Origin of the sequence: Actinoplanes aureus, from assembly GCF_015704865.1 — a bacterium.
Taxonomy (GTDB): Bacteria; Actinomycetota; Actinomycetes; order Mycobacteriales; family Micromonosporaceae; genus Actinoplanes; species Actinoplanes aureus.
In genome coordinates this window covers 1-25,817 of sequence record NZ_JADQTO010000046.1, presented here as the reverse complement: position 1 = coordinate 25,817, position 25,817 = coordinate 1, and the positions used below count along the sequence as shown (strand labels likewise).

General features: G+C 71.6%; 25 protein-coding genes. 12 read left to right on the top strand and 13 right to left on the bottom strand.

Annotated features, from left to right (window positions below):
* Window positions 1-167 precede the first annotated feature (167 nt).
* Window positions 168-440, top strand: a complete 273-nt coding sequence (locus tag I4J89_RS46295; RefSeq protein ID WP_196420614.1) for a hypothetical protein — start codon at window positions 168-170, stop codon at window positions 438-440.
* Between the two features lie 67 nt (window positions 441-507).
* Window positions 508-3,468: an Ig-like domain-containing protein gene (locus tag I4J89_RS46290; RefSeq protein ID WP_196420613.1), complete on the top strand. Its 2,961-nt coding sequence runs from the start codon at window positions 508-510 to the stop codon at window positions 3,466-3,468.
* Between the two features lie 10 nt (window positions 3,469-3,478).
* Here I4J89_RS46290 and I4J89_RS46285 read toward each other — a convergent pair whose 3' ends face one another.
* Window positions 3,479-4,261, bottom strand: a complete 783-nt coding sequence (locus tag I4J89_RS46285) for a LysR family transcriptional regulator (RefSeq protein ID WP_196420612.1) — start codon at window positions 4,259-4,261, stop codon at window positions 3,479-3,481.
* 15 nt (window positions 4,262-4,276) lie between these two features.
* On the opposite strand from I4J89_RS46285, the gene I4J89_RS46280 reads away from it, so the two are divergent.
* A complete protein-coding gene (locus I4J89_RS46280) occupies window positions 4,277-4,849 on the top strand; it encodes a nuclear transport factor 2 family protein (RefSeq protein WP_230860736.1) in 573 nt (190 codons plus the stop codon).
* Window positions 4,850-4,907: 58 nt separating this feature from the next.
* Here the strand turns inward: I4J89_RS46280 and I4J89_RS46275 are convergent, their stop codons facing one another.
* The 8 genes from I4J89_RS46275 to efeU all read right to left on the bottom strand — a co-directional run bounded on the left by I4J89_RS46275 (window position 4,908) and on the right by efeU (window position 12,745).
* Entirely contained in the window at window positions 4,908-5,795 is an 888-nt protein-coding gene (locus I4J89_RS46275; protein ID WP_230860735.1) for a GNAT family N-acetyltransferase, read from the bottom strand.
* A gap of 135 nt (window positions 5,796-5,930) precedes the next feature.
* On the bottom strand, window positions 5,931-6,860 hold the full coding sequence (locus I4J89_RS46270; protein WP_196420610.1) for a CPBP family intramembrane glutamic endopeptidase: 930 nt from the start codon (window positions 6,858-6,860) through the stop codon (window positions 5,931-5,933).
* Window positions 6,857-7,399: a PadR family transcriptional regulator gene (locus I4J89_RS46265; protein WP_196420609.1), complete on the bottom strand. Its 543-nt coding sequence runs from the start codon at window positions 7,397-7,399 to the stop codon at window positions 6,857-6,859. The genes I4J89_RS46270 and I4J89_RS46265 overlap by 4 nt, the downstream gene beginning before the upstream one ends.
* A 75-nt stretch (window positions 7,400-7,474) precedes the next feature.
* Window positions 7,475-8,470, bottom strand: coding sequence for a nitronate monooxygenase (locus I4J89_RS46260; RefSeq protein WP_196420608.1), 996 nt, complete (start codon window positions 8,468-8,470; stop codon window positions 7,475-7,477).
* 9 nt (window positions 8,471-8,479) lie between these two features.
* Complete coding sequence (locus I4J89_RS46255) at window positions 8,480-9,433, bottom strand: FAD-dependent oxidoreductase (protein ID WP_196420607.1); 954 nt, start codon at window positions 9,431-9,433, stop codon at window positions 8,480-8,482.
* Between the two features lie 99 nt (window positions 9,434-9,532).
* Window positions 9,533-10,762, bottom strand: a complete 1,230-nt coding sequence (gene efeB / locus I4J89_RS46250; protein ID WP_196420606.1) for an iron uptake transporter deferrochelatase/peroxidase subunit — start codon at window positions 10,760-10,762, stop codon at window positions 9,533-9,535.
* Between the two features lie 2 nt (window positions 10,763-10,764).
* Window positions 10,765-11,904 (bottom strand): iron uptake system protein EfeO, encoded by a 1,140-nt coding sequence (gene efeO, locus I4J89_RS46245; RefSeq protein ID WP_196420605.1) that lies wholly within the window; start codon window positions 11,902-11,904, stop codon window positions 10,765-10,767.
* Window positions 11,897-12,745 carry an iron uptake transporter permease EfeU gene (gene efeU, locus I4J89_RS46240; RefSeq protein ID WP_196420604.1) on the bottom strand — a complete coding sequence of 283 codons (849 nt, stop codon included), beginning with the start codon at window positions 12,743-12,745 and terminating at the stop codon, window positions 11,897-11,899. Before efeU ends, efeO begins: the two co-directional genes overlap by 8 nt.
* Before the next feature lie 91 nt (window positions 12,746-12,836).
* Between efeU and I4J89_RS46235 the strand changes: the two genes are divergently transcribed.
* Window positions 12,837-13,751 carry a M56 family metallopeptidase gene (locus tag I4J89_RS46235; protein WP_196420603.1) on the top strand — a complete coding sequence of 305 codons (915 nt, stop codon included), beginning with the start codon at window positions 12,837-12,839 and terminating at the stop codon, window positions 13,749-13,751.
* Here the strand turns inward: I4J89_RS46235 and I4J89_RS46230 are convergent.
* On the bottom strand, window positions 13,748-14,131 hold the full coding sequence (locus tag I4J89_RS46230) for a BlaI/MecI/CopY family transcriptional regulator (RefSeq protein WP_309238780.1): 384 nt from the start codon (window positions 14,129-14,131) through the stop codon (window positions 13,748-13,750). The two genes, I4J89_RS46235 and I4J89_RS46230, sit on opposite strands and share 4 nt — an antisense overlap.
* A 25-nt stretch (window positions 14,132-14,156) precedes the next feature.
* Window positions 14,157-14,900, bottom strand: a complete 744-nt coding sequence (locus I4J89_RS46225) for a hypothetical protein (protein ID WP_196420602.1) — start codon at window positions 14,898-14,900, stop codon at window positions 14,157-14,159.
* 164 nt (window positions 14,901-15,064) lie between these two features.
* Between I4J89_RS46225 and I4J89_RS46220 the strand changes: the two genes are divergently transcribed.
* From I4J89_RS46220 to I4J89_RS46195, 6 genes are read left to right on the top strand one after another with little or no spacing between them, the layout of a single operon-like run.
* A complete protein-coding gene (locus I4J89_RS46220) occupies window positions 15,065-17,878 on the top strand; it encodes a WD40/YVTN/BNR-like repeat-containing protein (protein ID WP_196420601.1) in 2,814 nt (937 codons plus the stop codon).
* Window positions 17,878-18,696, top strand: coding sequence for a carbohydrate ABC transporter permease (locus I4J89_RS46215; protein ID WP_196420600.1), 819 nt, complete (start codon window positions 17,878-17,880; stop codon window positions 18,694-18,696). The genes I4J89_RS46220 and I4J89_RS46215 overlap by 1 nt, the downstream gene beginning before the upstream one ends.
* 17 nt (window positions 18,697-18,713) lie before the next feature.
* The gene (locus I4J89_RS46210; protein ID WP_373688215.1) at window positions 18,714-19,994 is read left to right on the top strand and encodes an ABC transporter substrate-binding protein; all 1,281 of its coding nucleotides are present in this window, start codon (window positions 18,714-18,716) and stop codon (window positions 19,992-19,994) included.
* A 7-nt stretch (window positions 19,995-20,001) separates the two neighbouring features.
* Window positions 20,002-21,036, top strand: a complete 1,035-nt coding sequence (locus I4J89_RS46205) for an ABC transporter ATP-binding protein (protein WP_196420599.1) — start codon at window positions 20,002-20,004, stop codon at window positions 21,034-21,036.
* Between the two features lie 38 nt (window positions 21,037-21,074).
* Window positions 21,075-21,944 (top strand): carbohydrate ABC transporter permease, encoded by an 870-nt coding sequence (locus tag I4J89_RS46200; RefSeq protein ID WP_196420640.1) that lies wholly within the window; start codon window positions 21,075-21,077, stop codon window positions 21,942-21,944.
* Between the two features lie 59 nt (window positions 21,945-22,003).
* Window positions 22,004-22,513, top strand: a complete 510-nt coding sequence (locus tag I4J89_RS46195; protein ID WP_196420598.1) for a hypothetical protein — start codon at window positions 22,004-22,006, stop codon at window positions 22,511-22,513.
* Window positions 22,514-22,623: 110 nt separating this feature from the next.
* Here the strand turns inward: I4J89_RS46195 and I4J89_RS46190 are convergent, their stop codons facing one another.
* Window positions 22,624-23,097, bottom strand: a complete 474-nt coding sequence (locus tag I4J89_RS46190; RefSeq protein ID WP_196420597.1) for a VOC family protein — start codon at window positions 23,095-23,097, stop codon at window positions 22,624-22,626.
* Between the two features lie 54 nt (window positions 23,098-23,151).
* Window positions 23,152-25,242 carry a sensor histidine kinase gene (locus I4J89_RS50615; RefSeq protein ID WP_196420596.1) on the bottom strand — a complete coding sequence of 697 codons (2,091 nt, stop codon included), beginning with the start codon at window positions 25,240-25,242 and terminating at the stop codon, window positions 23,152-23,154.
* A gap of 117 nt (window positions 25,243-25,359) precedes the next feature.
* On the opposite strand from I4J89_RS50615, the gene I4J89_RS46180 reads away from it, so the two are divergent.
* Entirely contained in the window at window positions 25,360-25,638 is a 279-nt protein-coding gene (locus I4J89_RS46180; protein ID WP_196420595.1) for a hypothetical protein, read from the top strand.
* Window positions 25,639-25,743: 105 nt separating this feature from the next.
* Window positions 25,744-25,817 (top strand): leucine zipper domain-containing protein (locus tag I4J89_RS52275; RefSeq protein ID WP_196417566.1); only part of this gene is annotated, 74 nt, incomplete at its 3' end.

The window sequence follows — 25,817 nt, the reverse complement described above, 5'->3', positions numbered from 1 at the left end:
CGAAGGCCGGCGACGCGATTCAGGCCGGGTGGTGCGGAACATCTTGCAACGATCATCGATGGGAGAGAAGCCGGCGTGGCAGGTCTCTGCCCATTGATCCGTCATGGACCTGCGAGGCGTGCGATTCGTAGCGTCGTTTCTGGGCCGTTGCGACTCGGGAGGCACGGATGATCTACGATGACGAGCCCCGCCGGCGCAGGCACTACCCCATCTGGAGTGAGGATCGCGCCGGCCCGGAAGCGCGGGCCGCGAGGAAGCAACCGGCACGCAAGCCGAGGCGCCTGATAGTCAGCCGGCCGAAGCAAGATCTCATCGTCGGTCTCGCCCGGCGGTATCCGGGGTGGACCGCGCAGGAGATCCACCACTGGATCCGCTACCAGGTCGGACGCAACGACGTCTCGCTCAAGGTCATCAAACGCGTTCTCACCAGAATGCGGTGACCGGGAGCATTCGCCACGACGGATATCCGACACCCGCGCGGGCGACCTCGTGTGCCACGTTGTCGGCATGCTCCGTCGCATTCGGACAGTCGCCGTCGCCGCACTGATTCCGCTCGCCGCCATCGCCGTTCCGGCCGGGCCGGCTCACGCCGCCGTCACTCCGATCGCGAAGATCAACTTTCAGCCGGCCGGCTCGGCCACGCCGGCCGGATACACCGCGGACACCGGTGCCGCGTTCGACGCGACCCGCGGCCGGGGCTGGGTGCGGCAGGACAGCCTGTCCGGCACCCGCGTGCCGCTGGACCTGAGCCGGAACACCCGCGACCGGGCACGCACCGGGATCGACGCCCGGCTCAACACGCTCATCCACCTGCAGTACGGCGATGTCGGCGGCACCGGCGGCGTCACCACGGCCGGTGCCTGGGAGTACGCGCTGCCCGCCGGCCAGTATCAGGTCACGGTGTCGGTGGGCGACCAGCCGGCGTACGACAGCAGCCACACCGTGCGGGTCGAGGGTGTCGCCGCGATCAGCGCCTTCCTCTCCACCGCCACGGCCGAGTTCCGGCAGGCGACCGTCACCGTTCCGGTCACCGACGGCCGGCTCACCGTGGACGCGATCGGCGGCCGGAACACGAAGCTGAACTACGCGGAGATCTCCCGGGTGACCGACGAGCCGCCCGCGGCGCTGACCGCCACGGCCGGCGACGGGCAGGTGGCGCTGAGCTGGACCGGCTCCGCCACCGAGTTCCAGGTGCTGCGGAACGGAACCCCGCTGGCCACGTCGGGCCGGACGTCCTACCTGGACACCGCGGTGACCAACGGGACCAGCTACACGTACCAGGTGACCACTGCGGCCGGGCAGAGCAACACGGTGACGGCGACCCCGGCCGCGTTCGGTCTGAAGGTCAACTTCTCGGACGCGGCGACCGCTCCGCCGGCTGGATACGTGCGGGACTCGGGCGACGCGTACACCGCCGCTCGCGGCTACGGCTGGGTGGATCTCGGTGAACGCACGCCGGTGAGCCTGGCCGGGAACGGCCGCAACCGGAACCCGGCCGCCGGGCAGCCCGATGTGCGGCTGGCCACTCTGATGCACGCGCAACTCCCGGCCGGCTCGGCCGGCGTGCCCACCCCGGGCGCGTGGGAGGCCGCGGTGCCTGCCGGGCTCTACACGGTGACGGTCGCGGTCGGTGACGCCGGCACGGCCGTGAACAGCGTGCATTGGGCGAACGTCGAGGACCAGAACGCGATCGCCGGCTTCGTGCCGACGGCTTCGGCCAAGCACGCGACCGCCACGCGTACCGTGCGGGTCACCGACGGCAAGCTCACGCTGACGCCGTCCGGCGGCACCAACACCAAGTTCAATTACATCGACATCGTCTCGGTGCCGGCTTGGGCGGCGATTCCTTCGGTACGCGCGAGCACACCCGCCAACGGCGCCACCGGAGTCTCGACCACCACCAGCGTCGTCGAGGACCTGGTCCTGCCCAACGGTGGGGTCGCCGCGTCCTCGCTGACCGCCTCGACCGTGACGCTGACCCGGCTCTCCGACGGCGCGGCCGTGCCCGCCACCACGATCACCAGCGGGGGCGGCGACGTCGTCAACCTCTCCCCCACGGCGGCGCTCGCGGCGAACACGGCGTACCGCTTCACGCTGACGACCGGGGTGAAGGACGTGACCGGCAAGGCGTTCGCGCCGTTCTCGATCGTCTTCACCACCGGCTCGGGTGGCGGCACGGGCGGGCCGATCGCGTTCGACAAGACGGTCGGGGTGGCCACCGGTGCGGCGTTCACCACCGTGGTGAAGGGACCGGACGGGCGGCTCTACGCCGGCACGCTGGACGGGCGGATCTTCCGCTTCCCGATCAACGCGGACGGCACGCTGGGCACGGCGACGATCATTTCCACCGTACGCGACAACGCTACCGCCCTCGGCCTGCCCGGCGCACCGGCCCGCACCGTCATCGGGATGGCCTTCGACCCGGCGTCGACGGCCGCCGCGCCGATCCTCTGGGTGACCGACAACTATCAGTACGTCGGCCCGCTCAACGTTCCCGACTGGTCCGGGCGGATCGGCCGCCTCACCGGCGCTGACCTGGGCACGTACACGCAGGTCGTGGTGAACCTGCCGCGCTCGGTGAAGGATCACGAGACGAACTCGCTCGCCTTCGGCCCGGACGGCGCGCTCTACCTCAGCCAGGGCGCCAACAACGCGATGGGCGCACCCGATTCCACCTGGGGCAACCGGCCGGAACGGCTGCTCAGCGCCGCGATCCTGCGCCTCGACCCGGCCCGGCTGCCGGCGACCCTGCCGCTGAACGCGAAGACCGAGGACGGTGGCAGCTACGACCCGTACGCGTCGGGCGCGCCGCTGACCCTGCACGCCACCGGTGTGCGCAACGCCTACGACCTGGTCTGGCACCGCAACGGCCACCTGTACGCGCCGACCAACGGTTCCGCCGCGGGCGGCAACACGCCCGCGACCCCGGCCACCCTGCCCGCCGCCTGCGCGCGCCGCGGCTACACCGGTCCGGCCGTACCCGGCCTGAACAGCGTGAACACCGCAGAGACCGACTACGTCTTCGACGTGAAGCCGGGCCGCTACTACGGTCACCCGAACCCGGTGCGCTGCGAGTGGATCCTGGCGGGCGGCGACCCGACCGGCGGCACCGACCCGTTCGAGGTGCCCGCCTACCCGGACGGCACCCAGCCCGACCCGAACTTCGACCTGGCCGGCACGTACGACGCGGGCCTGCACGCGTCGGCCAACGGTGTCATCGAGTACCGCGGGACGGCGTTCGGCGGCGCTCTCGCCGGCAAGCTCCTGGTCGTGCGCTACTCCGCCGGCCAGGACATCCAGACCTTCGACGTGGCCGCCTCCGGTGCGCTCAGCAACCGCACCACCGGCCTGCCCGGCCTGACCGGATTCAGCCAGCCGCTGGACGTCACCGAGGATGTCGCCACCGGCTATCTGTACGTGACCGAGCTGGGCGCCAACCGCATCACCCTGCTGAAACCCCGCCCCTGACGGGCCGGCGTCAAGCGCGGTGGACCACATCGAGGGCGGCCCGGTTGAACCCGAGGATCCGATCATTCGCGCGATCCTCGTGCCAGGCCAGCCCCCACTCGACCGGATCGGCGCCCCGGATCGGTAGGTAGGCCACGTCGGGGCGGGGATAGTAGCGGCGCACGTGCGCGCCGACCGGGAGCATTCCCCGGCCGGATCCGACGCAGGTGAGCAGTTCCTGGAAGGTCGCGGCGGGCGGAAGGATCGGCAGGTCCGCGAGCGCGGCGGCCGGGACGGCGGCCTGCGCGGCGAGCGGATGCTGGGCGGGCACGGCCAGCATCCGGGCCTCGGCGATCAGCGTGCCGCCGGCCACCAGGTCTTTCACCGGGTACGGGACGAGCGCCGCGTCGGCCACGCCGTCCCGGAGCCACGCGGCGTACTCGCCGAGCTGCGCCTCCCGGACCGGCACCTCGGCTGCCGGATGCCGCTGCTGGTAGAGCGCGACGACCTGGAGGAGCAGCTGTCCGGTGGCGGCACCGACGAAGGCCACGCTCAGCCGGCCGGTGGCTCGCTGGACCGCTGCGGTGACCTGCGCCCACGCCGGCCGCAGGTCGTCGCGGAGCCGCCGGCCGGCCTCGGTCAGCGTGACCCGGCGGCTGGTCCGGTGGAACAGTGGCACCCCGATGCGCCGCTCCAGCTTGGCGATGGTCTGGCTGACCCGGGTCGTGGACACGTGCAGCCGCTGCGCCGTACGCCCGAAGTGCAGTTCCTCGCCCAGGGTGAGGAACGCCTCGATCTCGTGCCGCTCCAGCATGGATCACCGCCGATCATGAAGCTTGACTTCACGATCGTTGCACACTCTCGCGTTGATCGACCGGGCGGTCGCGGCGTTGACTTCCACCATGTACGTCACTCGCCACCACGCCACCGACACCGGCACCGACCCGCGCGACCATCTGGAGATCGTGGACGCCCTGTACGGTTCGGCCTCGGCCAGGACCTCGCCGACCGGGCCCTGTTCGCCTCGTCCTTCGCCGACCGCGCCGAACTCGACTTCCGGCCGGCCGCCGCCCGCTGGGGTGCGACACCGCCCCTGATGACCGGCCGGGACGCGATCGTCGACACCATCCTGGACGGGTTCGCCGGCCGGGTCGTCACCACCCACCAGGTCACCAACCCACGCGTCGAGATCACCGGCGACACGGCGGCCCTGACCGCGCTGGTCGAGGCACAGCACGTGCTCACCGCCGACCCGGGCACGTTCGCACTGCTGAAGAACCGCTACGACGTCGAGCTGGTGCGCGACGGCGCCCGGTGGGTGATGACCCGCGTCCGGATCGACAACGTCTGGCTGACCGGCGACCCGGTGGCGATCTTCGGCACGCCGCAGCCGGCCCGCTGAGGCCGCATCGGCCGCCGCCGCGGGCCGTGCACGGCACGGCCCGCGGCGGCGGAAGCGGTCACCGCCAGGTCATGTCGACCTGATGCTCGAAGGTGATGTAGCCGGCCCGGGCGAAGGCGGCCGCCATCGGCACGTTGCCCACGTCGGTGGCCGCCCGGATCCGCGGCACGTCCTGCTCGGCAAGCAGGCGGGTGCCGGCCGCGAGGAGGTCGTCGACGTAGCCCCGGCCGCGGTGCGCGGGCGCCACCGCGATGTACGCGATGATCGGGTTGTAGCCGTTGTGCGCCGGGATGACGAACCCGACCGGCTCGCCGTCCGGCAGCGTCGCGACCCGCCACCAGTCGTGCGGGCTGGAGTAGCGGTCGAGCTCCTCCCGGTACTGCTGCTCGGCGGACTGCCGGGCGGTCATCCGGGCCAGGTCGTCCCGGCTGTGCGCGTCGAGGGTGCCGTCGAGCACCAGCGTCATCAGGCCGATCAGCTCGTCGGCGTCCCGGGGCGGGCGGAAGGCGAGCCGGTCACCCGGTTCACGCAGCGGCGTGCCGGGCCGCCACTCCAGGCGCAGCCGCTCGACGAACACGCGGGCACCGGACTTCTCCAGGACGTCCAGCCAGCGGGCGTCGTCGTGGTCACGCCAATCGGGGGCGAGGAAGCGGGTGTAGTCGGGCGGCGTACCCCCGGCGGGCTGGGCGGCGCGCAGCAGGCGTACCCCGTCGTCGGGATCCTGGACGTCGAAGACGTCCATCACCAGCGGTTGCTGATCGCCCGGCCGCGACCACCAGCCGGCGCGGGCCGTGACGCGGTCGCCGCGCAGGGCGACCCACAGCCATTCCGGGCGCCGGCGCCCGGCGGTCAGGTCACCCTCGATCTCGGCATTCAAGACGTACGGAAAGGCGTTGAACAGGTCGAGTTCATCCGGCCCGGTGATCGGGCGCAGAGTCAGTGTCAAGGCGTGCTCCATCGATAGAGCGCCCCGCCAGGGAGGACGAGAGCGCGATGTCCGTGCGGTACATGAGCCGGTCCTCCTTTCTCTCGTAGGTCCGGCCGACAGTTCTATCCGCTGCCGGCCGGACCAACAACGCATTTATCGGGCTCGCACCGGTCCGGCCGCGGTCGCCGCCAGGTCCGGAGTCGCCGCCGTCCGGTTGCTCAGGCGCGTGACCAGGAACAGTCCGGTGGCCGCGGTGAGGACGATCATCAGGACCGCGGACGGCACCGGCGAGAAGACGACGTCGGAGTGCCCCTCGAAGCCGAGATGTCCGCCGACCAGCAGCGGGGTGACGATCGCGTTGCTCATGCTGTGCATCAGCACGCCGGGCCAGATCGATCCCGTCCGCACCCGCATCTCGCCGTAGAGCAGCGAGGCGGCCATCAGGCCGGCGAACAGCAGTACCAGGTACACCGGCGCCGACAGCGAGGTGACCAGCCGCATGTCGGCCTCGGAGGTCCACATCAGGTAGAGCGGCAGGTGCCAGGCCGCCCAGACCGCGCCGGCCAGCAGGTGCGGTACGACCCGGCCGCGGAAGCCGAGGGCCATCGCGGTGCGGGTGCCGTAGCCGCGGAAGGCGAACTCCTCGATCGGGTTCTTGATCAGCTGGACGGCGAAGACGGCGAGGAACGCGGCCAGGAAGGTGGGCTGCCCGGGATCGGGCGCCACGGACAGGCTCGCGGCGCCCACGGCGAGGGCGCCGGCCAGGACGACGGCCGTGGCGAGGGGGTAGAAGGCGGTGGCCAGGGCGAACCAGCGCGTACGGTGCTCGAATTTCAGGGTGAGTCCCAGCGGCCCGGCGCCGTCCCGGGAGAGGAAGAACAGCAGCAGGCCCGCGACCGCCGGGCCGAGGATGAAGAGCAGCTGGCCGAGGGTGCCCTCGCCGCTGCTGAAGGCGACCTCGTTGGAGCCGGCCTCGCCGGCGGCTCGGTCCAGTGCGAGGCCGAGCCAGCCGGCGCCGACGGCGGCGATCGAGAAGAGCAGGAAGTTGAGGCGGGCGCGTCCGGTACGTGGGGTGGGCGTCATTCGGGTCCTCCGGAGAAGGCGTCGAGGGTCTCGTCGGCCCAGGCGATCGTCGAGCGGGTGTGGTAGATGCCGGCCCGGATGGTGGTCCGGATGTACGGCCAGTCGGGCGTGTCGCCCTCCTCGGCCGCCAGCCGGTGAAGCAGTTTCTCGTACTCCTTGAGCTGGCTCTCGGCGGCCTCGCGCGTCGCACGCACCAGGTCGCGGCAGCGGTCGCGGCCCAGGGTCCGGCCGAAGAACAGGCGCAGCATCAGCCCGTTGCGGGCGGGCATCTCCTGCACCGGTTCGCTGAGCAGCTCGATCAGGCGCGCGGTGCCGGACCCGGTGATCTCGAACACCGACGACCGGGCGCGGGCGCCACCTCGGCGCCGCACGTGCCCCTCCTCCTCGAGGGCGTGCAGCGTGGGATAGATCTGGCCGAAGCTCTCGCTCCAGAAGTGGCCGAGCACGTCACGGATGGCTTCGCGCAACGCGTAGGCCGTCATCGGCTCGATGCTGAGCGCGCCGAGGACCGCCATCTGGGTCTGACTGGATCGAGCCATGGTCTACCGCCTTCTTGTATCTGCCAGATATTTCTACCAGATACATGCGCGCGGCCGGCGTTCGGCTGCCGACTGTTACGGCGCGAGTGTTTCGACCAGGTCCGCGACCGGGCCGGGCCGCGCCGCGGCGAAGCCGGTTCCGGCCCACAGGTTCAGCGCCCCGGCGTCGCCGCGCTGAGCGGCGGCGGCCCGGATCGGTGCGGTCAGGTGATGCACGGCCGGGTAGCCGACCGGTGCGTCCGGGAAGGCGTCGGTGAACCGGTTGCGCAGCGCCCGCGCCGGCTGACCGGTGAACGCCCTGGTCACCACGGTCTCCCGGTATTCGCCGGAGAGCATCGCGGCACGCTGCGCCGGGCGGGTGCCGGCCTCGTCGGCGAGCAGAAACGCGGTTCCGCACTGGACCGCGACCGCGCCCGCGGCGAGCAGCCGCCGGACGTCCTCGGCCGATCCGGTACCGCCGGCGGCGATGACCGGCAGGTCGGTCACCGCCCGCACCTCGGCCAGGACCTCGACCGCGAGGCTGGTGCCGCGGTAGGCGCGCGGGTCGGTGGTGGACGCGTGGCCGCCCGCCGAGCCGCCCTGCGCGACCAGGGCGTCCGGCTCGGCGGCCAGGGCGCGGCGAGCCTCGTCGGCGGAGGTCACCGTGATCAGCACGGCACTCCCGGCCGCGCGCAGCGCGCGCACCACCGCCCGGTCCGGCACCCCGAAGGTGAAGCTGACCAGCGGGATCGCGTACGCGACAGCGAGCTCCACCTTGGCCGCGAAATGATCGTCGTCGTCCAGCCGCAGCGGCGGAAGCTCGACGCCGTACCGTTCGGCCTCGGGCGCCAGCCGCCGCCGGTACTCCTCGATCGGCCGGGGATCGGCCGGGGCCGGCACCGGGACGAAGATGTTCAGCCCGTGCGGCACACCCTGAACCCGCCGCAGCTCATCCTCGACGGCCTCCGGCGTCTTGTAGCCGGCCGCGAGAAAGCCCAGCGCCCCCGCCCCGGCCGCCGCCGTGACCAGCGCGGGCGTCGACGGCCCACCGGCCATCGGAGCAACGATCAGGGGCCGATTCGGCTCGACCATCCCCCGACCCTACGTCGGTGGGCCGATGAGGGTGGTGACGCGGGCGGCGTCGCCCCAGGAGAGGGTGAAGCCGGCGCCGCCGTGGCCGTAGCAGGCGATCACCGGGAGAGCCTGACCGGGGACGGCCTCCACCCGCACACTGCTGCGGGCCGGGCGCAGGCCCACGCCGCGGGACAGGACGGGCTGGCCGGCCAGTTCGGGGACCAGGGCGCGGACCCGGCGCAGGATCGCGGCCTCGGTCTCCGGGTCGGGCTGGTCGTCCCAGGAGCCGGCCTCGCCGGTGCCGCCGCACACCACGTCGTGACGGCGGGGCACCACATAAGTGAGACCGCCGGGGTTGTCCTGGTCGGTGATCCAGTCGGTCAGGCCGGGGTTGGCCAGCCGCACCACCTGACCGCGGATCGGATAGACCTCGTCGTCGTCGCCGAGCAGCGCGGCGGAGCGGAGGCCGGCCGCCACGACGATCGCATCCGGCTTCTCGGACCCCTGCACCTCGGCCAGGGAGCGCACCTCGGCGGTGCGGATCTCCACGCCGAGGGCCAGCACGGCGGTGCGCAGCCAGGTCAGGTAGACGTCGGTCTGGATCAGCGGCACGACGCAGCGCACCCCGGTGGCTCCGCCGGGCACCCGGGCCGGGTCGAGAGGCTCGTAGTGCGGAACGGCCCGCGTCCAGGAGAGATCCGGGTCGGGGCGCCGGGACAGGACCGTGCCGGCACGCATCGCGACGCCGGTGTCCGGATCCTCGGCGAGGCGCTGGAACCGCTGGTAGGTGACCGCGGACGCGTCGAGGACCTGCGCGGAGCGCTTCACGTCGTGCGGGAACCAGATCGCCGCGGCCATCCCCGACGTGCTGGCGGCCGCCTCCCGGTCGGCCAGGATCCGCACGGTATGGCCCGCCGCCGCCAGCTCGTGGGCGACGCTCAGCCCGATCACCCCGGCACCCACCACAGTCACCCTGCCCACGGGATCACACCATAGTGGGCGACCACCTGCCCGGGCCCGGCGGCCGCGCTGGGGCCCGGCGCGGTGCCCGGGCCGCGTGGTAGGCCGGGGACTGTGCGGTCACTCGTACTCGAAAAGGGCTTTCCCCCAGAAATCTGATGGGCCGGAAAGGCCCGGCGGGCAGGCGAAGAGTGCGCTGGAGACGTGCCGGATGTATTCGTTCAGCTCGTCGCGGCCGGACAGGCTGCGCTGGACCGGGATGAATGCCGTGCGCGGGTCGCGCTGGTAGGCGATGAAGAACAGGCCGGCGTTGAGCCGGCCGAGGCCGTCGGAGCCGTCCACGAAGTTGTAGCCGCGGCGCAGCATGCGGGCGCCGTTGTTGGTATCCGGGTGGGCGAGCCGGACGTGGGCGACCGGCGCGAGCAGCGGCTCGCCGTCGGCGCCCACCGAGGTGAAGTCGACGTCGTCGAACTCGTCCGCCATGCCGACCGGGGCGCCGATCCCCTTGGTACGCCCGATGATCATCTCCTGCTCCGCCAGCGGCGACCGGTCCCACGTCTCGACCAGCATCCGGATCTTGCGGGTGACCAGGTACGAGCCGCCGGTCATCCAGTCCGGGCCGTCGCCGGGCTGCACCCAGAGGTGCTCGCGGAGCAGGTCGGGCTCCTCCGCCTTGAGGTTGCGGGTGCCGTCCTTGAAGCCGAACAGGTTGCGCGGGGTGGCCTGGCCGGTGCTCGTCGACGAGGTACGCCCGAAGCCGAGCTGCGACCACCGGACGCTGACCACGCCCATCCCGATCCGGGCCAGGTTGCGGATCGCGTGCACCGCCACCTGCGGATCGTTGGCGCAGGCCTGAATCGCGATGTCGCCGTCGCACAGCGACGCGTCCAGGGTGTCGCCGGTGAACTTGGGCAGCGGGGCGAGCGCGGCGGGCTGCCGCGCGCCGAGGCCGAAGCGGCGGAACAGGCTGGGCCCGAACCCGATGGTCAGGGTGAGCGCGGCGGCGGGCAGGCCGATCGCCTCCCCGGTGTCGTCCGGCGGCGCCTCGGGGATGCCGGCGACCGCGCCGATCTCGCCGGCGTCGCGGCCCTGGGTCATCCGGGCGGCGGCCGCCGTCCAGTCCTTGAGAAGCTGGACGAGGCGGTCGCGGTCCTTGGTGATCACGTCGAAGGCGACGAAGTGCAGCCGGTCCTGGGCCGGGGTGACGATGCCGGCCTGGTGCTCGCCGGTGAAGGCGACGGCATCGGTGACCGGGTCCGGCTTGGAGGACTTGCAGGCGACGAGAGCGGCCGAGCCGGCGACCCCCGCGCCGGCCAGGGCGAGGGCACTCCGCCGGGACAGGGCGACCATCGTCAGGCCTTCTTGGCGACCACGGCGGCCACCTGGCTGATCGGCTCGGCGAGGGCGTTGATGGCGTCCGAGAGTTCCTTCAGGTCGGCCTGGGTGAGCTGGTTGTGCAGCTTCCAGCCGTCGCCGGCGCGGTGCTTGCCGAGCGTGGCGTCGACGTTGGCGAACTGCGCGTCGAGCGTCTTGACCAGCTCCGGGTCGCGCTCCTCCAGGACCGGCCGCAGCGCCGCGATCGCGGCCTTGGAGCCCTCGATGTTGGCGTTGAAGTCCCACAGGTCGGTGTGCGAGTAGCGGTCCTCCTCGCCGGTGATCTTTCCGCTGGCCACCTCGTCGAGCAGGGCCTTGGCGCCGTTGGCCAGCTGCAGCGGTGACAGCTTCTCGGCGTTGGCCTTCTGCACGATCTCCTTGATGTCGGCCATCAGCTGGTCGGCGATCGGGCCGGACTTGGACACGTCCCCGGCCACCCACAGGTCCTTCTCGATGCGGTGGAAGCCGCCGAAGGTCATGCCCTCCTCGGTGACCTCTTCCCGGCCGTCGATCCGCGGGTCCAGGTCACCGAAGATCTCGGCGACCGGCTCGATCCGCTCCCAGTAGGTGCGCGAGATCGGGAACAGCGCCTTGGCCTTCGGGATGTCGCCCGCCTTGACCGCGGCGACGAACTCGGCGGTGCGCTCCTCGAGGGCCGTCGTCTGGCTCTTCACGTACCGCGAGTAGCTGGCGGTGGCGGCCAGCAGCGCGGCGTCGTCGGTGAGCGGGGCGGCCGAACCGGAGACGGTCAGCGGGCCACGGATGCCCTTGCCGATCATGCCGGGCTTGCAGGCCGTCTCGTAGGTGCCGGCCGGCAGCTCCACGTGCAGGTTGCGGGACAGGCCCGGCGCGATGTTCTCCACCTCGGCCATCACCCGGTCGCCGGCGGCGTACACGTAGAACTCGGTGACCTTGTTCCCGCCGTTGGTGATGGCGAAGACGCTGGTGCCGGCGTCCACCGAGGTCTTGGCCACCTCGCAGCTGCTGTCGGTGGCCTTGACCGCGATCGGGCCGCCGGCGGCCTCGTCCGTGCCGGCGTCGCCGGAGCCGCATGCGGCGAGCGAGACGCCGAGCGAACCGGCGGTCACGAGGGCGAGCAGGCGGGGGGAATTACGCACGGGGTTTCTCCAATGGCTGCGGAACGGGGAGCTGCTTGCGCCCGGCAGGGCGCAGGAAGAGAAAGAGGACGGGTACGGCGTACGCGCACCAGGCGACCACCTCGAGGACACTGGCCGTCGGGGTGACGTTGAACATGCCGGTGAGCAGGGCCGTGTACCAGGCGGACGGGTCGAGGACGCCGCTGATGTCGTACGCCAGGGTGGTCAGCCCGGGCAGGACACCGGCCTCCTGAAGGTCGTGCACGCCGTACTTGAGGATGCCGGCGGCGACGAGGATCAGCAGCACGCCGGTCACGGTGAAGAACACGGTCAGGTTGATCCGGACCGCGGTGGCGTACATCAGCCACCCGATCGCGACGGCGGTGACGATCCCGCCGATCAGCGCGTACAGCGGGCGGCCGTTGATGTCCGCACCCTGCACCGCGGAGTAGAAGATCAGCGAGGTCTCCAGGCCCTCGCGGACCACCGCCAGGAAGGCCATCACGGCCACCGCGATCGAGCCGAGGGCGAGCGCGTCGGTCAGCTTGCCGCGCAGTTCGCCGGCGATCGAGCGGGCCGCCCGGCGCATCCAGAAGATCATCCACGTGACGAAGACCACGGCGAGGATCGAGGTGATCGCCTCGAAGAGCTCGCGTTGCTCGTACTCCCGCAGCAGGGTGGTCGAGGTGTAGCTGAGCAGCCATCCGAACCCGACGGACAGCGCCACGGCGGCGGCGACACCGGCCCAGACCTGCGGCAGGCGGTCCCTGCGCTCGGCTTTGACCAGGAATGCGATCAGAATGCTGACCACCAGGGTGGCCTCGAGGCCCTCACGTAGGCCGATGAGGTAGGTGGCTAGCATGGTCTCCCGTCCGATACTTCTACACGCTGTAGATGATGCGCCCCCAGATTAGGGATGCCTTACCTAAACTGTCCAGTGAGAGACTGACCGCGTGTTCGATCACTTCATCTGGGAGGTCGTCGTCTGCCCGGCGGCGATCGCGGTCACGGCGCGCTACCTCGCCGACCGCATGCGCCCACAGGCCGCGCTCACCTTCCTGGTCGCCGCGATCGCCGCGGCCGCGGCCGCCTGCCTGGTCACCCTGATCGCCTTCGCCCTGAAGGCGGCGGCCGAGCTGCCGGTCACCGGCGAGCTCTTCCACTTCTCCGATCGGTACGTGCGGGCCGACACCGCGCAGGTGCCGTGGGTGTCCTGGCTCTCCGTGGCGATGCTGGCCCTCGCGGCCGCGGGCCTGGTCCGGGCTTGGGCCCGGCACCGCCGGGACGTCCGGTTCGCCCGCCGGTACACGGATCTGCCGGTCACCGACGGCCTGGTGCTGCTCGACGACGACCGCGCCGAGGCCTTCGCGGTGCCCGGCGGCGACGGCCGGATCGTGGTCACCACCGGCATGCGAGCCGCTCTCGACGACACCCAGTACGCCGCCCTGCTGGCCCACGAACGCGCCCACCTGACCGGCCGCCACCACCGCCTGGTGCTGATCGCCCGCCTCTCGGCCGCCGTCCACCCGGCCTTCCGCCGGCTCACCCGGCGCATCGACTACCTGGTGGAACGCGCCGCCGACGAACGCGCCGCGACCGAGCTGGACGACCGGCGCGCGGTGGCCCACGCGATCGGCGCCGCGGCCCTGGTCTCGGTCGGCGCGACCGGCCTGCGCATGGCCCCCTCCGCCTCCGACCTGCGGCGCGCGGGCGCCGTCCCGCGCCGCGTCGCGTCGCTGCTCACTCCGCTGCGGACCTGGTCGCCGCTACCGCTCGTGGTGCCGGTCGCGGTGGCCGTCTTCTCCCTGGCCTGGACCGCCGAATGCGTCTGGGACCTGGGCGAACTACTGGCCGCCGCACACCCCTAATCGCCTAGCAGGCGGCGTAGCAGGTCTTCGTCGCCGGGTTCCAGGGTGTCGACGAAGCGGCGCAGCACGGTCGCCCGGTCCACGCCGGTCTCCAGGAGGGCGTTCATCCGCTCGGCGGTGATCGAGGCGCTGTCGGTGAGCGGGGCGTAGCGGAAGGCGCGGCCCTCACGGTGGCGGGCCGCCATGCCCTTCTCGTACATGCGGGTCAGGATCGTGACGACCGTGCTGTACGCCAGCGGATCCCGCAGCCCGTCGAGCACCTCGCGCGGGGTGAGCGGCCCGGCCGCCCGGACCAGGACGCCGAGGATCTCGGACTCGAGTTCGCCGGCCCGCCGCCGGGCGGCGCGGTCTCCGGGCGGCACTGCGTCTTCGGGCGGCACGAACGGCAGCCTACCGGTCGCTCGATCAACCGGCGGCCGCGCGATCGATCACCTCTCCGACGTCCGGCGCGAAGCTGATCTCGGGGCGGAACAGGCCGTGGCGGGTGAACCACAGGTGCATCTCGTGGTCCGCGCCGCCGCGGTGCCGGGCCACCGCGATCGCCGCGTCGTCGGTGCTGGGCGTCACGGTCAGGCGCGAGCGCTCGCCGGCGTTGCCGTGCACCAGGGCGACACACCGGTGGTCACCGAGGCGCTCCGCCACCTCGTGCGTTCCGTTGTCACCCGGCTCGACGCGGAGTTCCCCGGCGTCGTCGAGGAAGACCCACAGCGGCTCGACGCCGGCGAACGGGGTCCACCGCAGCGGGGTCTCCCGGAGGAGGACCAGGGCGATGCGGGCGAAGTCGCGGCGTACCCCGGCGGGGTGCTGTGCCAGGCCGTAGGCGACCTGCTCGGCCTGCACCGCCATGCGGGCCCACGTCAGAGCCGGCCGGGGCAGCGACAGGCGGGCGCCGGCCTCGGCGAGTTCCTTGCGGGCCGGTTCGTGGCGGCGGATCAGGTCGGCGATCCGGGCCTGCCATGTGTCCAGCTCCGCGAGGCGTACCGCGTCGCGGCGGGCCGGAGCCGCCTGTTCGATCCGGGTGGCGGTCTCGTCGAGCGGCTGCGACGCCAGCAGTTCGCCGTACCCGGCACGCGCCGCCGGCCAGGCCGGCGTACCGGCGGCGGCGACCAGTTCGGCGGCCCGGATCCGGGCGGCCAGTTCCTCATCCATGGTCGCCATCCTGGCCCCTCGGTGTCCGCTGAAAGCGACGGACCGGCCGAACCGACCAAGAACATTGCTGTCGATCACTGGAACTGGCACCCTCCGAGGAGACGCTGACAGTGACGGTCGCCGATGGGTGCCGTGCTGCGGTTACCCATTCGGGAGGGGGTCCGATGACTCGGCGACGGCGGCAGGTCTTCATCGGTGCATTGATCGGGGCGCTCGTCGCCACCACCGGGGTGGCGGGCGTGCATCTGGCCGGTGCCCCAGCGCCCGCGGCGGCCACGGCGGCCGCCGGCGACGGGGAGATGCCCCGGGCCCTGGGCGGGCACCTGGCGGCGATGCGGCAGGCCGCACCCAACCACGGGGTGCTGGACAGTCCGGGCGCTCTCGGGATGGGCGAGTTCGACGAGCGGGCGTACCCGGCGGAGACCATCAAGGTCGCCCAGGTGGACCAGTCGCGGACCGCGTTCAGCGCCGCCGACAAGCGGTCCGCCCCGCGGGGCCGGATCGCGCAGAACCGCTGGACGAACGTCGGGCCGAGCGAGGCGCTCTACCCGTTCACCGAGTTCCGCAACTCCTTCAACTACGTTCCGAACGAATACGTGGCGGGCGGCCGGACCACCTCGATCACGGTCAGCCACCAGTGCCGTCCCGGCCTGTGCCGCGCCTACATCACGCCGGCCGGTGGCGGTGTCTGGGCCACCCTGGACATCCTGGCGGCCCGGCCGAAGTGGGTGTACCTGGGCGGTCCGCTCGGCATCAACGCGGCCGGCTCGGTCACCATCGACCGCAACGACCCGACCGGGCTGACCATCTACGTCGGCACCGGCGAGGCCAACATCTGCGCCTCCGGCTGCGTCGCCGGCGTCGGCCTCTACAAGTCCACCAACGGTGGTCTGACCTGGCAGGGCCCGCTCGGCAAGAAGGAGCTGGGCGGCAAGGGTCTCGGTGAGATCGTGGTCAAGCCCGGCGACCCCAAGACGCTGTACGTGGCAACGACCACCGCCCTGCGCGGCATGTCGAGCGTCTGCTGCAGCGGCATCACCCGCCCGGTGCCGGACGCCGCGAAGTGGGGCCTCTACAAGTCCACCGACGGCGGCAGGAACTGGGCGTTCATCCACAACGGCTCGGCCGACCCGGCGCAGTGCACCGGCAGCACCGAGGAGTGGACCAACAACTCCACCTGCTCGCCGCGCGGCGTGCGCCACATCGAGCTCGATCCGGGCAACAGCAACATCGTGTACGCGTCCTCGTACGCTCGTGGCATCTGGCGGTCACCCGACGCCGGCGCCACCTGGACGCAGATCAAGCCGTCGCTGGCGCCGACCGTGTTCCAGACCCGCGCGGCGTTCGACGTGACCCGGCTGCCGGACGGCAGGACCCGGATGTACGTCTACGAGGGCAACATCGGCACCCCGTACTCGCGGCTGTTCCGCAGCGACGACGTGGCCACCGGCACCCCCGCCTTCACCGACCTGACCAGCGCCAACGTGGCCGACCCGGGATACGCGACCTACAACCAGTGCGGGACACAGTGCTGGTACGACATGTTCGTGCACACCCCCGACGGGCACCCCGACATCGTCTACACCGGCGGGTCGTACGTCTACGGCGAGACGATCGCCAACAAGCGGGCGGTCGTGCTCTCCACCGACGCCGGCGTGAGCGGCACCGACATGACCTTCGACGGCACCGACGAGCTGCACCCGAACGGCCTGCACCCGGACCAGCACGACATCGTCGTGAACCCGCGCAACCCGTTCCAGTTCTTCGAGGCCAACGACGGCGGCGTGTCCCGCTCCAGCGGCGAGTTCGTCGACCGGTCGGCGTGGTGCGACGACCCGCGGCGCGCCCTGAACCCCGCGCAGCTGGCCCGCTGCCGGCAGATGCTGTCGCGCATCCCGTCGCGACTGGACGACATCAACGAGGGCCTGTCCACGCTGCAGTTCATGAGCCTGTCGGTCAGCCCGCACGACGTCAACCTGCTGCAGGGCGGCACCCAGGACAACGGCACCTGGGAGAACAAGGGCGAGCGCCGGCGCTGGCTGAACACGATCATCGGTGACGGCGGGCAGTCCGGCTGGGACGTCGCCCGGCCCGAGTTCCGGTTCCACACGTACACCGGCGTACAGATCGAGGTGAACTTCAACAACGGCGACACCGGCAGCTGGATCTACGTCGGCGAGCCGATCGACGCGCAGCCCAACACCCAGTTCTACGCGCCGGTGATCAGCGACCCGAAGGTGAGCGGCACGATGTTCGCCGGCACCGGCCTGAGCGTGTACCGGACGAAGACGTCCGGCCTCGGCACCCGCACGCTCGCGGAGGCCAACCGGATCTGCAACACCTGGACCGGTACGTTCGAGGAGCAGTGCGGCGACTGGGCGCAGCTCGGCCCGACCGCGCTGACCGACGTGCTCTGGGGTGACAAGGCCGGCGGCGCCGTCGCGGCGATCGAACGCTCCCCCGTCAACACCTCGACCGCCTGGGCGGCCACCACCACCGGCCGGGTGTTCATCTCCCGCAACGTGGACGCCGAGCCCGCCTCGGCGGTGCAGTGGACGCGCATCGACGACGACCGGCAGCTGCCGAACCGCTTCGTCAGCAGCATCTACCCCGACCCGAAGAACGCGGACCGGGCGTGGATCTCCTACAGCGGGTTCAACTCGAACACGCCGGCGACGCCGGGGCACGCGTTCGAGGTGACCGTCGCGGCGAGCGGGGCCTCCACCTGGACCGACCGGTCGGGCAACCTGGGTGATCAACCGCTGACCGACCTGGTCCGCGACGACGTGACCGGCGACCTGTACGCCACCACCGACTTCGGGGTGCTGCGCCTGCCCAGCGGGACCAGCGCGTGGGTCCGCGCGGCGGCGGGAATGCCGAACGTCGAGGTCACCGGCCTGACGATCATTCCCGGCAAACGGATCCTCTATGCGGCGTCACATGGTCTGAGCGCTTGGAAGCTGGACCTGAGCAAGTAATGCCGGCCCGATGGTGGCGCACCCTCGGTGCGGTGTTCGTCCTGCTCGTGTTCGTGCCACCACTGGTCCTGCTGGTGTCGGGGTCGCTGACCGAACCTGGTCAGCCACCCCCGCCGACCCCGCGGCTGCTGCCCGAACCGCTGTCAGCCGCGGGGTACGAGCATGCCTGGTCGCTCGGCTCCCTGGGCCGGGCCACGCTCAACTCGGTGCTGGTGGCGGCGGTCGCGGTGCCGCTGAGCGTGCTGGTCGCCGCGTGGGCCGGGTTCGCGCTGGCCCGCTCGTCGCGGCGGCTGGTCACCGTGGTGGTGACGGCGTCACTGCTCGCCCTGATGGCGCCGGCCACCGCGCTGCTGCTGCCCCGCTTCGTGATCTTCCGGTTCCTGGGCCTGACCGACACGCTTGTCCCGCTGATCGCGCCGGCCCTGCTCGGCGCCTCCCCGCTGTACGTGCTCGTCTACTACCTGGCGTTCCGGGGCCTGCCCGCCGACCTGTACGACACCTGCCGGCTCTGTGACCTGACCCCGGCGCGGACGTGGTGGCGCTTCGCCCTGCCGGTGGTCCGCCCGGTCACGGCCGCGCTGACCGCGCTGAGCTTCATTCTCACCTGGTCGAACTTCCTCGACCCGCTCGTCTACGTCTACGACCGCGACCTGTTCACCCTGCCCCTCGCCCTGCGATCGCTGTCGGTTCTCGACCCGACCAACTTCCCGGTCTTCCTGGCCGGTGCGGTGGTGGCCACGCTGCCACCGGTGATCGTCTTCGTGCTGGCCCAGCGGTGGTTCCTCCGCTCCGAATCCCCCGGAAGGCAACTGCGTTGATCCGTCGTCTGACCGCCCTGCTCCTGTGCGCCGCGCTGGCCGCCTGCGGTTCCAACTCCGCCGACAAGGACGACACACCGGTGCAGCTGCTGGTGTTCGGTGCGCCGGAGGAGCTGGAGGCATACCGGACGCTGATCTCCTCGTACTCCAAGCCGGTGCAGCTGGTGGAAGCCAGCGACCGGGAGGATCTGCTCGCCCGGCTCGCCACGTCGATCGCCGGCGGCTCCCCGCCGGACCTGTTCCTGATGAACTACCGGTTCTACGGCCAGTTCGCCGTCAAGGACGCGATCGAGCCGCTGGACGAGCGCGTCGCCGCGTCCGGCGTCATCGACCCGGCCGACTACTACCCGGTGGCGATGGACGCGTTCAAGTGGCAGGGCAAACAGCTCTGCCTGCCGCAGAACGTCTCCAGCCTCGCCGTCTACTACAACCGCACCCTCTTCGAGAAGTACCGCGTCCCACTGCCCAAGGCGGGCTGGACCTGGAACGACCTGCTCACCACGGCCACGGCGATGACCCGCGACAAGAACGGCGGCGTCATCCGGGCGGCGGAGAGCGAGGGCGCGGCGCTGCGGCCGGCCGTGCACGGGCTCGGCATCGAGCCGTCGATCATCCGGCTGGCGCCGTTCGTCTGGTCCAACGGTGCCGACATCGTCGACGACCCGGTCCGGCCCACCCGGCTCACCCTGGACTCCCCCGGCGCCCGGGAAGCTCTGAAGAACCTGGTCGACCTGCGGCTCGCGTACGGGGTGGTGCCGACCGACCAGGAGGTCGAGGCGGAGGACGACGAGTCGCGGTTCGTGAACGGCCGGCTGGCGATGCTGCTGTCGTCGCGGCGGTCCACCACCACCTTCCGGTCGATCACCGGCTTCGAGTGGGACGTCGCACCCCTGCCGATCTACCGGCAACCGGCCGGCATCCTGCACTCGGACGCCTACTGCCTGACCCGCGGCAGCCGCAACAAGGACGCCGCGTGGGACTTCCTGGAGTACGCGATAAGCGCCGAAGGACAGAAGATCATCGCCGCGACCGGACGGACCGTACCGTCGCACATCGAGGTCTCCACCAGCCCGGCCTTCCTCGGTCCGGCGCAGCCGCCGCGCAGCGCCAAGGTCTTCCTGGACGCGATCCCGACCGTGCGGGCGCTGCCGACGGTGTCGACGTGGCCGGAGATCGAGGACGTGACCGGCGGCATCCTGGAGAACGCCCTGTACCGCGGTGACCGCCTGGACGACGTGATCCGGCAGCTGGACGAGCAGACCAGACCTCTGTTCGCCCGGGCGGAATATCCGCGATGATCAGTGGATGACGGACGCCGGGCTGGTTCTGGAGGGGGTCTCGGCGGCATATCGGGACGCTCGCGTGCTGCACCGCCTCGATCTGGAGGTGCACCGCGGCGAACTGCTCGTCGTGCTCGGGCCGTCCGGGGCCGGGAAGAGCACGCTGCTGCGGCTGGTCGCCGGGCTGCATCCGGTGGCCGAGGGGCGCGTCCTGATCCAGGGGCGCGACGTGACCACCCTGCGCCCGGGCCGGCGCAACGTGTCCATGGTGTTCCAGTCGTACGCGCTGTTTCCGCACCTCACCGCGCTGGACAACATCACCTTCGGCCTCGAGGTCCGCGACGTCTCCCGGGCCGCGGCCCGGGAGCGGGCCCGGGCCGCGGCGGCCTCGGTGGGCTGCGCGCACCTGCTCGACCGGCGGCCCGGGCAGCTGTCCGGCGGGGAACGGCAGCGGGTCGCGCTGGCCCGCGCCCTGGTCCGCGAGCCCGACCTGTTCCTGTTCGACGAGCCGCTGTCCAACCTCGACCCGGAGCTGCGGGTGGAGACCCGCGGCGAGCTGAAGGCGCTGCACGCCCGGCTCGGGGTGACGTCGGTGCACGTCACCCACGACCAGACCGAGGCCCTGGTCCTGGCCGACCGGATCGCCGTGCTGCGCGACGGCCGCCTGGAACAGCTCGGTACGCCGGACGAGATCTGGCGATCGCCGGCGACGGTGTTCGTGGCCCGGTTCGTCGGGTCCCCGGCGATGAACCTGGTGCCGGCCGGCGGCCCGGTGGCTCCCGAAGGAATGCCGGAAGCACTCGGGCCGGAGCGGTTGCTCGGCTTCCGCCCGGAGGCCGTGCGACTCGACCCCACCGGCTCCGGCGCACCGGCCACCGTCGAGCGCGTGGACGTCGTGGGCGAGGACGCCCACGCGTATCTGCGACTGGCCGACCACTTGATCGTCGCGCGGGTGCCCGCCTCGGCCAGGCCCGCGCCCGGCGACCCGGCTGAGGTGGCCGTGCGCTGGGCCGATGTGCACGTCTTCGACGCCGGCACCGGCCAGCGGGTGCCGTTGTGAGCACCGAGCCCGACCGGGGCCACCGGCAGCTGCGCCTCATGCTCGCCCCCTACCTGCTCGGCCTCGTCGTGCTGGTGCTCGGCCCGTTCGTGATCACCTTGGCTCTGGCGTTCACCGAGTACGACCTGATCCGGCCACCGGTGTGGACCGGGACCGGCAACTTCACCGAGCTGACCAGGGATCCGATCTTCCGTACCGCGCTGGTCAACTCACTCGTCTTCGCCGCCGTGGCGGTGCCGTTACGGCTGCTGATCGCGCTGGCCCTGGCCCTGCTGCTGCACCGGCGCGCGATGGCCGCCGGGCCGGCCCGCACCGCGGCGGTCCTGCCGGCCGCGGTCCCGGAGATCGCCTACGGCCTGCTGTGGCTCTGGCTGCTCAACCCGCTGTACGGTCCGATCAACCAGGTGCTGGCGCTGGGCGGCCAGAACGGGCTGACGGTGTTCGGGCGTACGCCGCCGCAGTGGCTGACCGACCCGGCGGACGCCCGGGCCGCGATCATCCTGATGAGCCTGTTCACCATCGGCGAGACGTTCATCATCCTGCTAGCCGCCCGCCGGTCCCTCCCCCACGACGTGTACGAACTGGCCGCGCTGGAGGACGCGACGAGCTGGGACGTGCTGCGCCGGATCACCCTGCCGCTGATCGCGCCGGTCCTGGGCCTGCTGCTGGTCCGTGACGTGATCCAGAGCCTGCACTTCTCGTTCGTGCCCGCACTCGTGGTGACCGACGGAGGCCCACCGCCGTACGCCACCACGTACGTCCCGCTGTTCGCCTACCGCACCGCGTTCGAATACCTGCGGTACGGCTACGCGGCCGCCGCGACCCTGGTCATGCTCCTGCTCACGGTCGCGGCGGTAGCCGTGCAGTGGCGGCTGTTGCGGCGTTACGGACGTTTCCACGACAGGTGATATGCCGGAGCCGGGCGCCCGTGCCCGCCGTCTCAATCGGTATGGAGGGAGTGACAGCCATGCGGCGCATGCTCATCCTGCTGGTGGCCGGTATCGCGCTGGCGCCGTTGACCGCGTGCGGCTCGGATCCGCCGTCCAGCGAGCCGTCCACTGCGGCGCCTGGTGGAACGCCGTCCGCGTCAGCGCCCAGCGCATCCCCACCCAGCACATCCCCGCCCAGCGCATCACCGCCCAACGCATCACCGCCCAACCAGGCGGCACCGTCCACTGAGGCCGCGCCGCTGCCGTCGGGCCCGGCGCCCGGCACGCCGCTGCCGGATCCGTCGTCCGGTGAGCTGCCGGGCGGCCTGCCGTTCGGCGAACGCAACCTGACCGGGGTGGTGGAGCGCTCCGGCGACTGCACCATGCTGCGGGTCGGCGCTCGCCTCTGGGGCCTGACCGGCACGCCGGTCGCCGGCCTGAAAACCGGCGCGGAGGTGGCGGTCAGCGGTCAGGTGACCACTCCCGGCCCCGCCTGCCCGCCGGAGGTCACGCGCGCCCTGGTGGTCCAGCGAGCCACTCCGGTCTAGCCAGCCCAACGTGGGTGCTGTTGGCGGCCGTTCAGACAGCACCCACGTTGGGCCAAGACCCTGACCACGAAGAGGCTGACATCATTCCGGTACGAGCGCGGAGGGTGTCGTCAGAGGTTTGGCCGGAAGTCGGCGCTCTGCACGTACTCCATGTTGGCGGCGAGCCGCGGGTCGGCGAGGCGGGCCGTCATCTCCTCCTCGGAAAGCTCGGCGACCCGCTGGTGAATCCACCACAGGTTGCCGTACGGATCCTGGAAGCGGCTGACCCGGTCGCCCCAGAACAGCTCGGTCGGCTCGGTCACGACGCGGGCGCCGAGTTCGACCGCGCGGCGCAGCACCTCGGCGTCGTCGGCGACGTAGAGCCGGAGGAATGCCGGGGTCGGCGGCCACTCGGGCTTGTCGAAGAGCATCACCACCGAGTCGCCGATGCGGACCTCGGCGTGGCCGATCACCCCGTTCACCTCCATCCGGCCCAGGTCGGTGGCGTCGAAGACGGACACGAGGAAGTCGATCACCTGGGCGGTGTTCCCGCGCGAGATGATCCAGGGCGTCACGGTGTGGTAGCCGTCCGGCACAACGTTCATGCGGTCACGCTAACGGCCATAGCGGACAGTTTCCGGCCGCTATACAGGCGTCTTTCATGCCGGCGTCGTCCGCTGCTCCTCGAAGTCGCGCGGCACCACGACGGAGCGGCGACCCGACCCGGACTGGCCCGGCCCGGTGGCCGGCAGCGTCAGCGTGAAGACCGCGCCGTGCGGTTCGCGCGGCTGGTAGCCGACCTCGACGCCGCTGGCGTCCGCGAGCTGCCGGACGAAGTGCAGGCCCAGGCCGGTGCCGGGCTTGACCGTGGCGATGCCGGTGTCGGCCCGGGCGAACCGGTCGAACAGGTGCGGTACGAACTGCTCCGGCACACCCTCCCCATGGTCGACCACCCGGATCTGCACCCGGTCACGCAGGCGCACCACGGCGATCTCGTACGGCGGGCTGCCGTACTTGACCGCGTTGCTGATCAGGTTGCCGAGCATCAGCTGGAGGTGGACCGGGTCGGCGAAGGCGGGCGCCTCGTCCGGTGCGCTGACCGACACCGGCGCGTCCGAGGCGATCACGGCTTGGCGTACCACGTCGTGCACGTCGACGGCCACCTGCCGGGTGGCGATCGCCCCGGCGTCGAGCTGGGCCAGCGTGAGGATCTCGGTGACGATGTGGTCGGCGCGGCGGCCGGCGGCGGTCATCCGCCGCACGTACCGTTGCCGGGTCTCGTCGTCTATGTCCATCCAGTCGTCGAGGAGCACGTCGCCGCCGCTGACGATGCCGGTGAGCGGCTGCCGTACGTCGTGGGTGAGCATCGCGATGAAGTCGGCCATCTGGTTGTTCGCCTGCTGCAGCTGCTCGGCGCGTTCGGCAAGGTCCCTCTCGTGCTGTTCGCGGGCCCGCTCGAACGCCCGGCGCTCGGTGACGTCGACGACCTGGGTGGCGAACAACTGGGGGCGTTCGTTCTCGTCGCGCAGCACGGCGGCGGTCAACGAGGCCTCCACGACATGCCCGTCGGCGTGCACGTACTGCTTCTCGACGGTGAACCCGGCGGCCCGGCCGTCCAGGCAGGCCTGAATCTCGCTCGCCCCGACGTCGTGATCGTCGGGATGGGTGATGTCCAGATAGCTCCGGCCGACCAGCTCGTTCTCGCTGCGGCCGAGCATTTGGCACAGCGCCGGGTTGACCCGGATCAGCCTGCCCTTCGTGTCGTTCAGCGTCATCCCGACCCGGGAGTCGTCGAAGACCCGGCGGAACAGCTCCTCGCTGATCTTCAGCTCGCGCCGGTTCCGGCGGGCCCGGGCAGCGGCCACGACCACGAGCAGGCCCACCGCGGAGGCCGTGACGACCGCCGCCCGCCCGCCGATCTGGCTTCCGGCGACCGGGGCGTACAGGACGTTCTCGGCGACCGAGGCGGAGAGCACCCACGGCGTACCGGGAATCGGGTGGGACTCGTACCGCCAATTTTCGCCGTCGTGGCTGTAGCGGCCGCGCACGCCGCGCTCCAGCGCGGCGGCGAGTCGCGGCTCGTGCGTCTCCAGCTTCGGCATCGTGCCGCTGTGCTCGTGGTTGGCCGCCACGACGACGCCGGAGGCGTCGAGTAGATGCACCTTGACCCCGCCGATCGAGATCGCCGAGTTGAGGTACGCGCCGAGCGGGCTGCTCGCGATCTCGACCGCGCCGGAGAAGACCCGCCGGCCCGACGTGGTCTCGAACGGGACCGCGAACCCGACGACCGGCTGGCCACGCGCGACCGACGGCACCACCGGCGACACCGCGGGCCGGCCCTCGACGAGAGCCGTGCGCAGGTGCGCGTAGTTCGCGGCGAGCTGCCGGCCCGTCATCGACGGGTCCCGGGGTGCGACGTGCAGCGCCCGGCCCTCGCTGTCCAGCAGAACCGCCGCCGGGTAGCCGAACGCGTTCACCGAACGGAAGAAGTCCCGCTCGTCGACGACCGGCTCGGTCAGGAAGGCCTCGGCCTGCACCCGCTCCCGCTCGATCAGATTGGCGACGTAGCTGTTGATGAAGTCGGCGACCAGCTGCACCCGCAACTGGAAGCGCTGGACCAGGGTCTCCCGGCCCCCGCGCTCCAGCAGGACCAGGCCGGTCACGCCGGTCAGGGTCAGCGCCAGCCACACCGCCAGCGGGCCGGCTGCGAAACGCCAGCCCGCCGTCCGCAGCAGCCGCGAGACGCGCACCACTCACTACTATCACTTTGGGTAGTCAGACGGGCGTCGAACCGAAGTGAACCGGTGGCCGGTCCGGGGCGTACCCATTGTTGCCGGGGTCGCACCCCACCGACGGAGGAGGACACCATGACCGTCCAGGAGCTGCACCGTCAGGAGGCGCAACACCACTCGGGCGCCATCCTGCGCAGCCACGGCCGCTTCGCCCGCCAGTTCGAGATCGACGGCCACGTGCTCACCCTGGGTGTCGAGCCAGGCGTGCGCGGCGGCCTCTACTACCTGCCGTCCACGCCCCGCTGGGACGACGGCACACCGGTGCCACGGGACATCGTCACCACCCTGCAGCCGATCATCGAAGAGGTCGAGCGCTTCTGGGGCACCTGGCCGGAATTCCGCGCCGTCCTCTAGGTGTAATGACCATGAGCGTTGTTGACTGCGGCGTGGCTGCTTGAGATGTGAGGAGACCTCCGGCGAGGTGGAAGTTGCGACGCTTTCACCGGAACCGGAGGTCTCATGGCCCACCGTAACGCCCGACTGACCGTGCACGGCCGACGGCTGCTCATCACGCGTGTCGTGCACGACGAGCG

What these genes read in the sequence shown, in the direction of transcription:
- I4J89_RS46295 (WP_196420614.1), top strand. Translation starts at nt 168, where the DNA reads ATGATCTACGATGACGAGCCCCGCCGGCGCAGGCACTACCCCATCTGG.
- I4J89_RS46290 (WP_196420613.1), top strand. Translation starts at nt 508, where the DNA reads ATGCTCCGTCGCATTCGGACAGTCGCCGTCGCCGCACTGATTCCGCTC.
- I4J89_RS46285 (WP_196420612.1), bottom strand. Translation starts at nt 4,261, where the DNA reads ATGCTGGAGCGGCACGAGATCGAGGCGTTCCTCACCCTGGGCGAGGAA.
- I4J89_RS46280 (WP_230860736.1), top strand. Translation starts at nt 4,277, where the DNA reads ATGAAGCTTGACTTCACGATCGTTGCACACTCTCGCGTTGATCGACCG.
- I4J89_RS46270 (WP_196420610.1), bottom strand. Translation starts at nt 6,860, where the DNA reads ATGACGCCCACCCCACGTACCGGACGCGCCCGCCTCAACTTCCTGCTC.
- I4J89_RS46265 (WP_196420609.1), bottom strand. Translation starts at nt 7,399, where the DNA reads ATGGCTCGATCCAGTCAGACCCAGATGGCGGTCCTCGGCGCGCTCAGC.
- I4J89_RS46260 (WP_196420608.1), bottom strand. Translation starts at nt 8,470, where the DNA reads ATGGTCGAGCCGAATCGGCCCCTGATCGTTGCTCCGATGGCCGGTGGG.
- efeB (WP_196420606.1), bottom strand. Translation starts at nt 10,762, where the DNA reads ATGGTCGCCCTGTCCCGGCGGAGTGCCCTCGCCCTGGCCGGCGCGGGG.
- efeU (WP_196420604.1), bottom strand. Translation starts at nt 12,745, where the DNA reads ATGCTAGCCACCTACCTCATCGGCCTACGTGAGGGCCTCGAGGCCACC.
- I4J89_RS46225 (WP_196420602.1), bottom strand. Translation starts at nt 14,900, where the DNA reads ATGGATGAGGAACTGGCCGCCCGGATCCGGGCCGCCGAACTGGTCGCC.
- I4J89_RS46220 (WP_196420601.1), top strand. Translation starts at nt 15,065, where the DNA reads ATGACTCGGCGACGGCGGCAGGTCTTCATCGGTGCATTGATCGGGGCG.
- I4J89_RS46215 (WP_196420600.1), top strand. Translation starts at nt 17,878, where the DNA reads ATGCCGGCCCGATGGTGGCGCACCCTCGGTGCGGTGTTCGTCCTGCTC.
- I4J89_RS46205 (WP_196420599.1), top strand. Translation starts at nt 20,002, where the DNA reads ATGACGGACGCCGGGCTGGTTCTGGAGGGGGTCTCGGCGGCATATCGG.
- I4J89_RS46200 (WP_196420640.1), top strand. Translation starts at nt 21,075, where the DNA reads ATGCTCGCCCCCTACCTGCTCGGCCTCGTCGTGCTGGTGCTCGGCCCG.
- I4J89_RS46195 (WP_196420598.1), top strand. Translation starts at nt 22,004, where the DNA reads ATGCGGCGCATGCTCATCCTGCTGGTGGCCGGTATCGCGCTGGCGCCG.
- I4J89_RS46190 (WP_196420597.1), bottom strand. Translation starts at nt 23,097, where the DNA reads ATGAACGTTGTGCCGGACGGCTACCACACCGTGACGCCCTGGATCATC.
- I4J89_RS46180 (WP_196420595.1), top strand. Translation starts at nt 25,360, where the DNA reads ATGACCGTCCAGGAGCTGCACCGTCAGGAGGCGCAACACCACTCGGGC.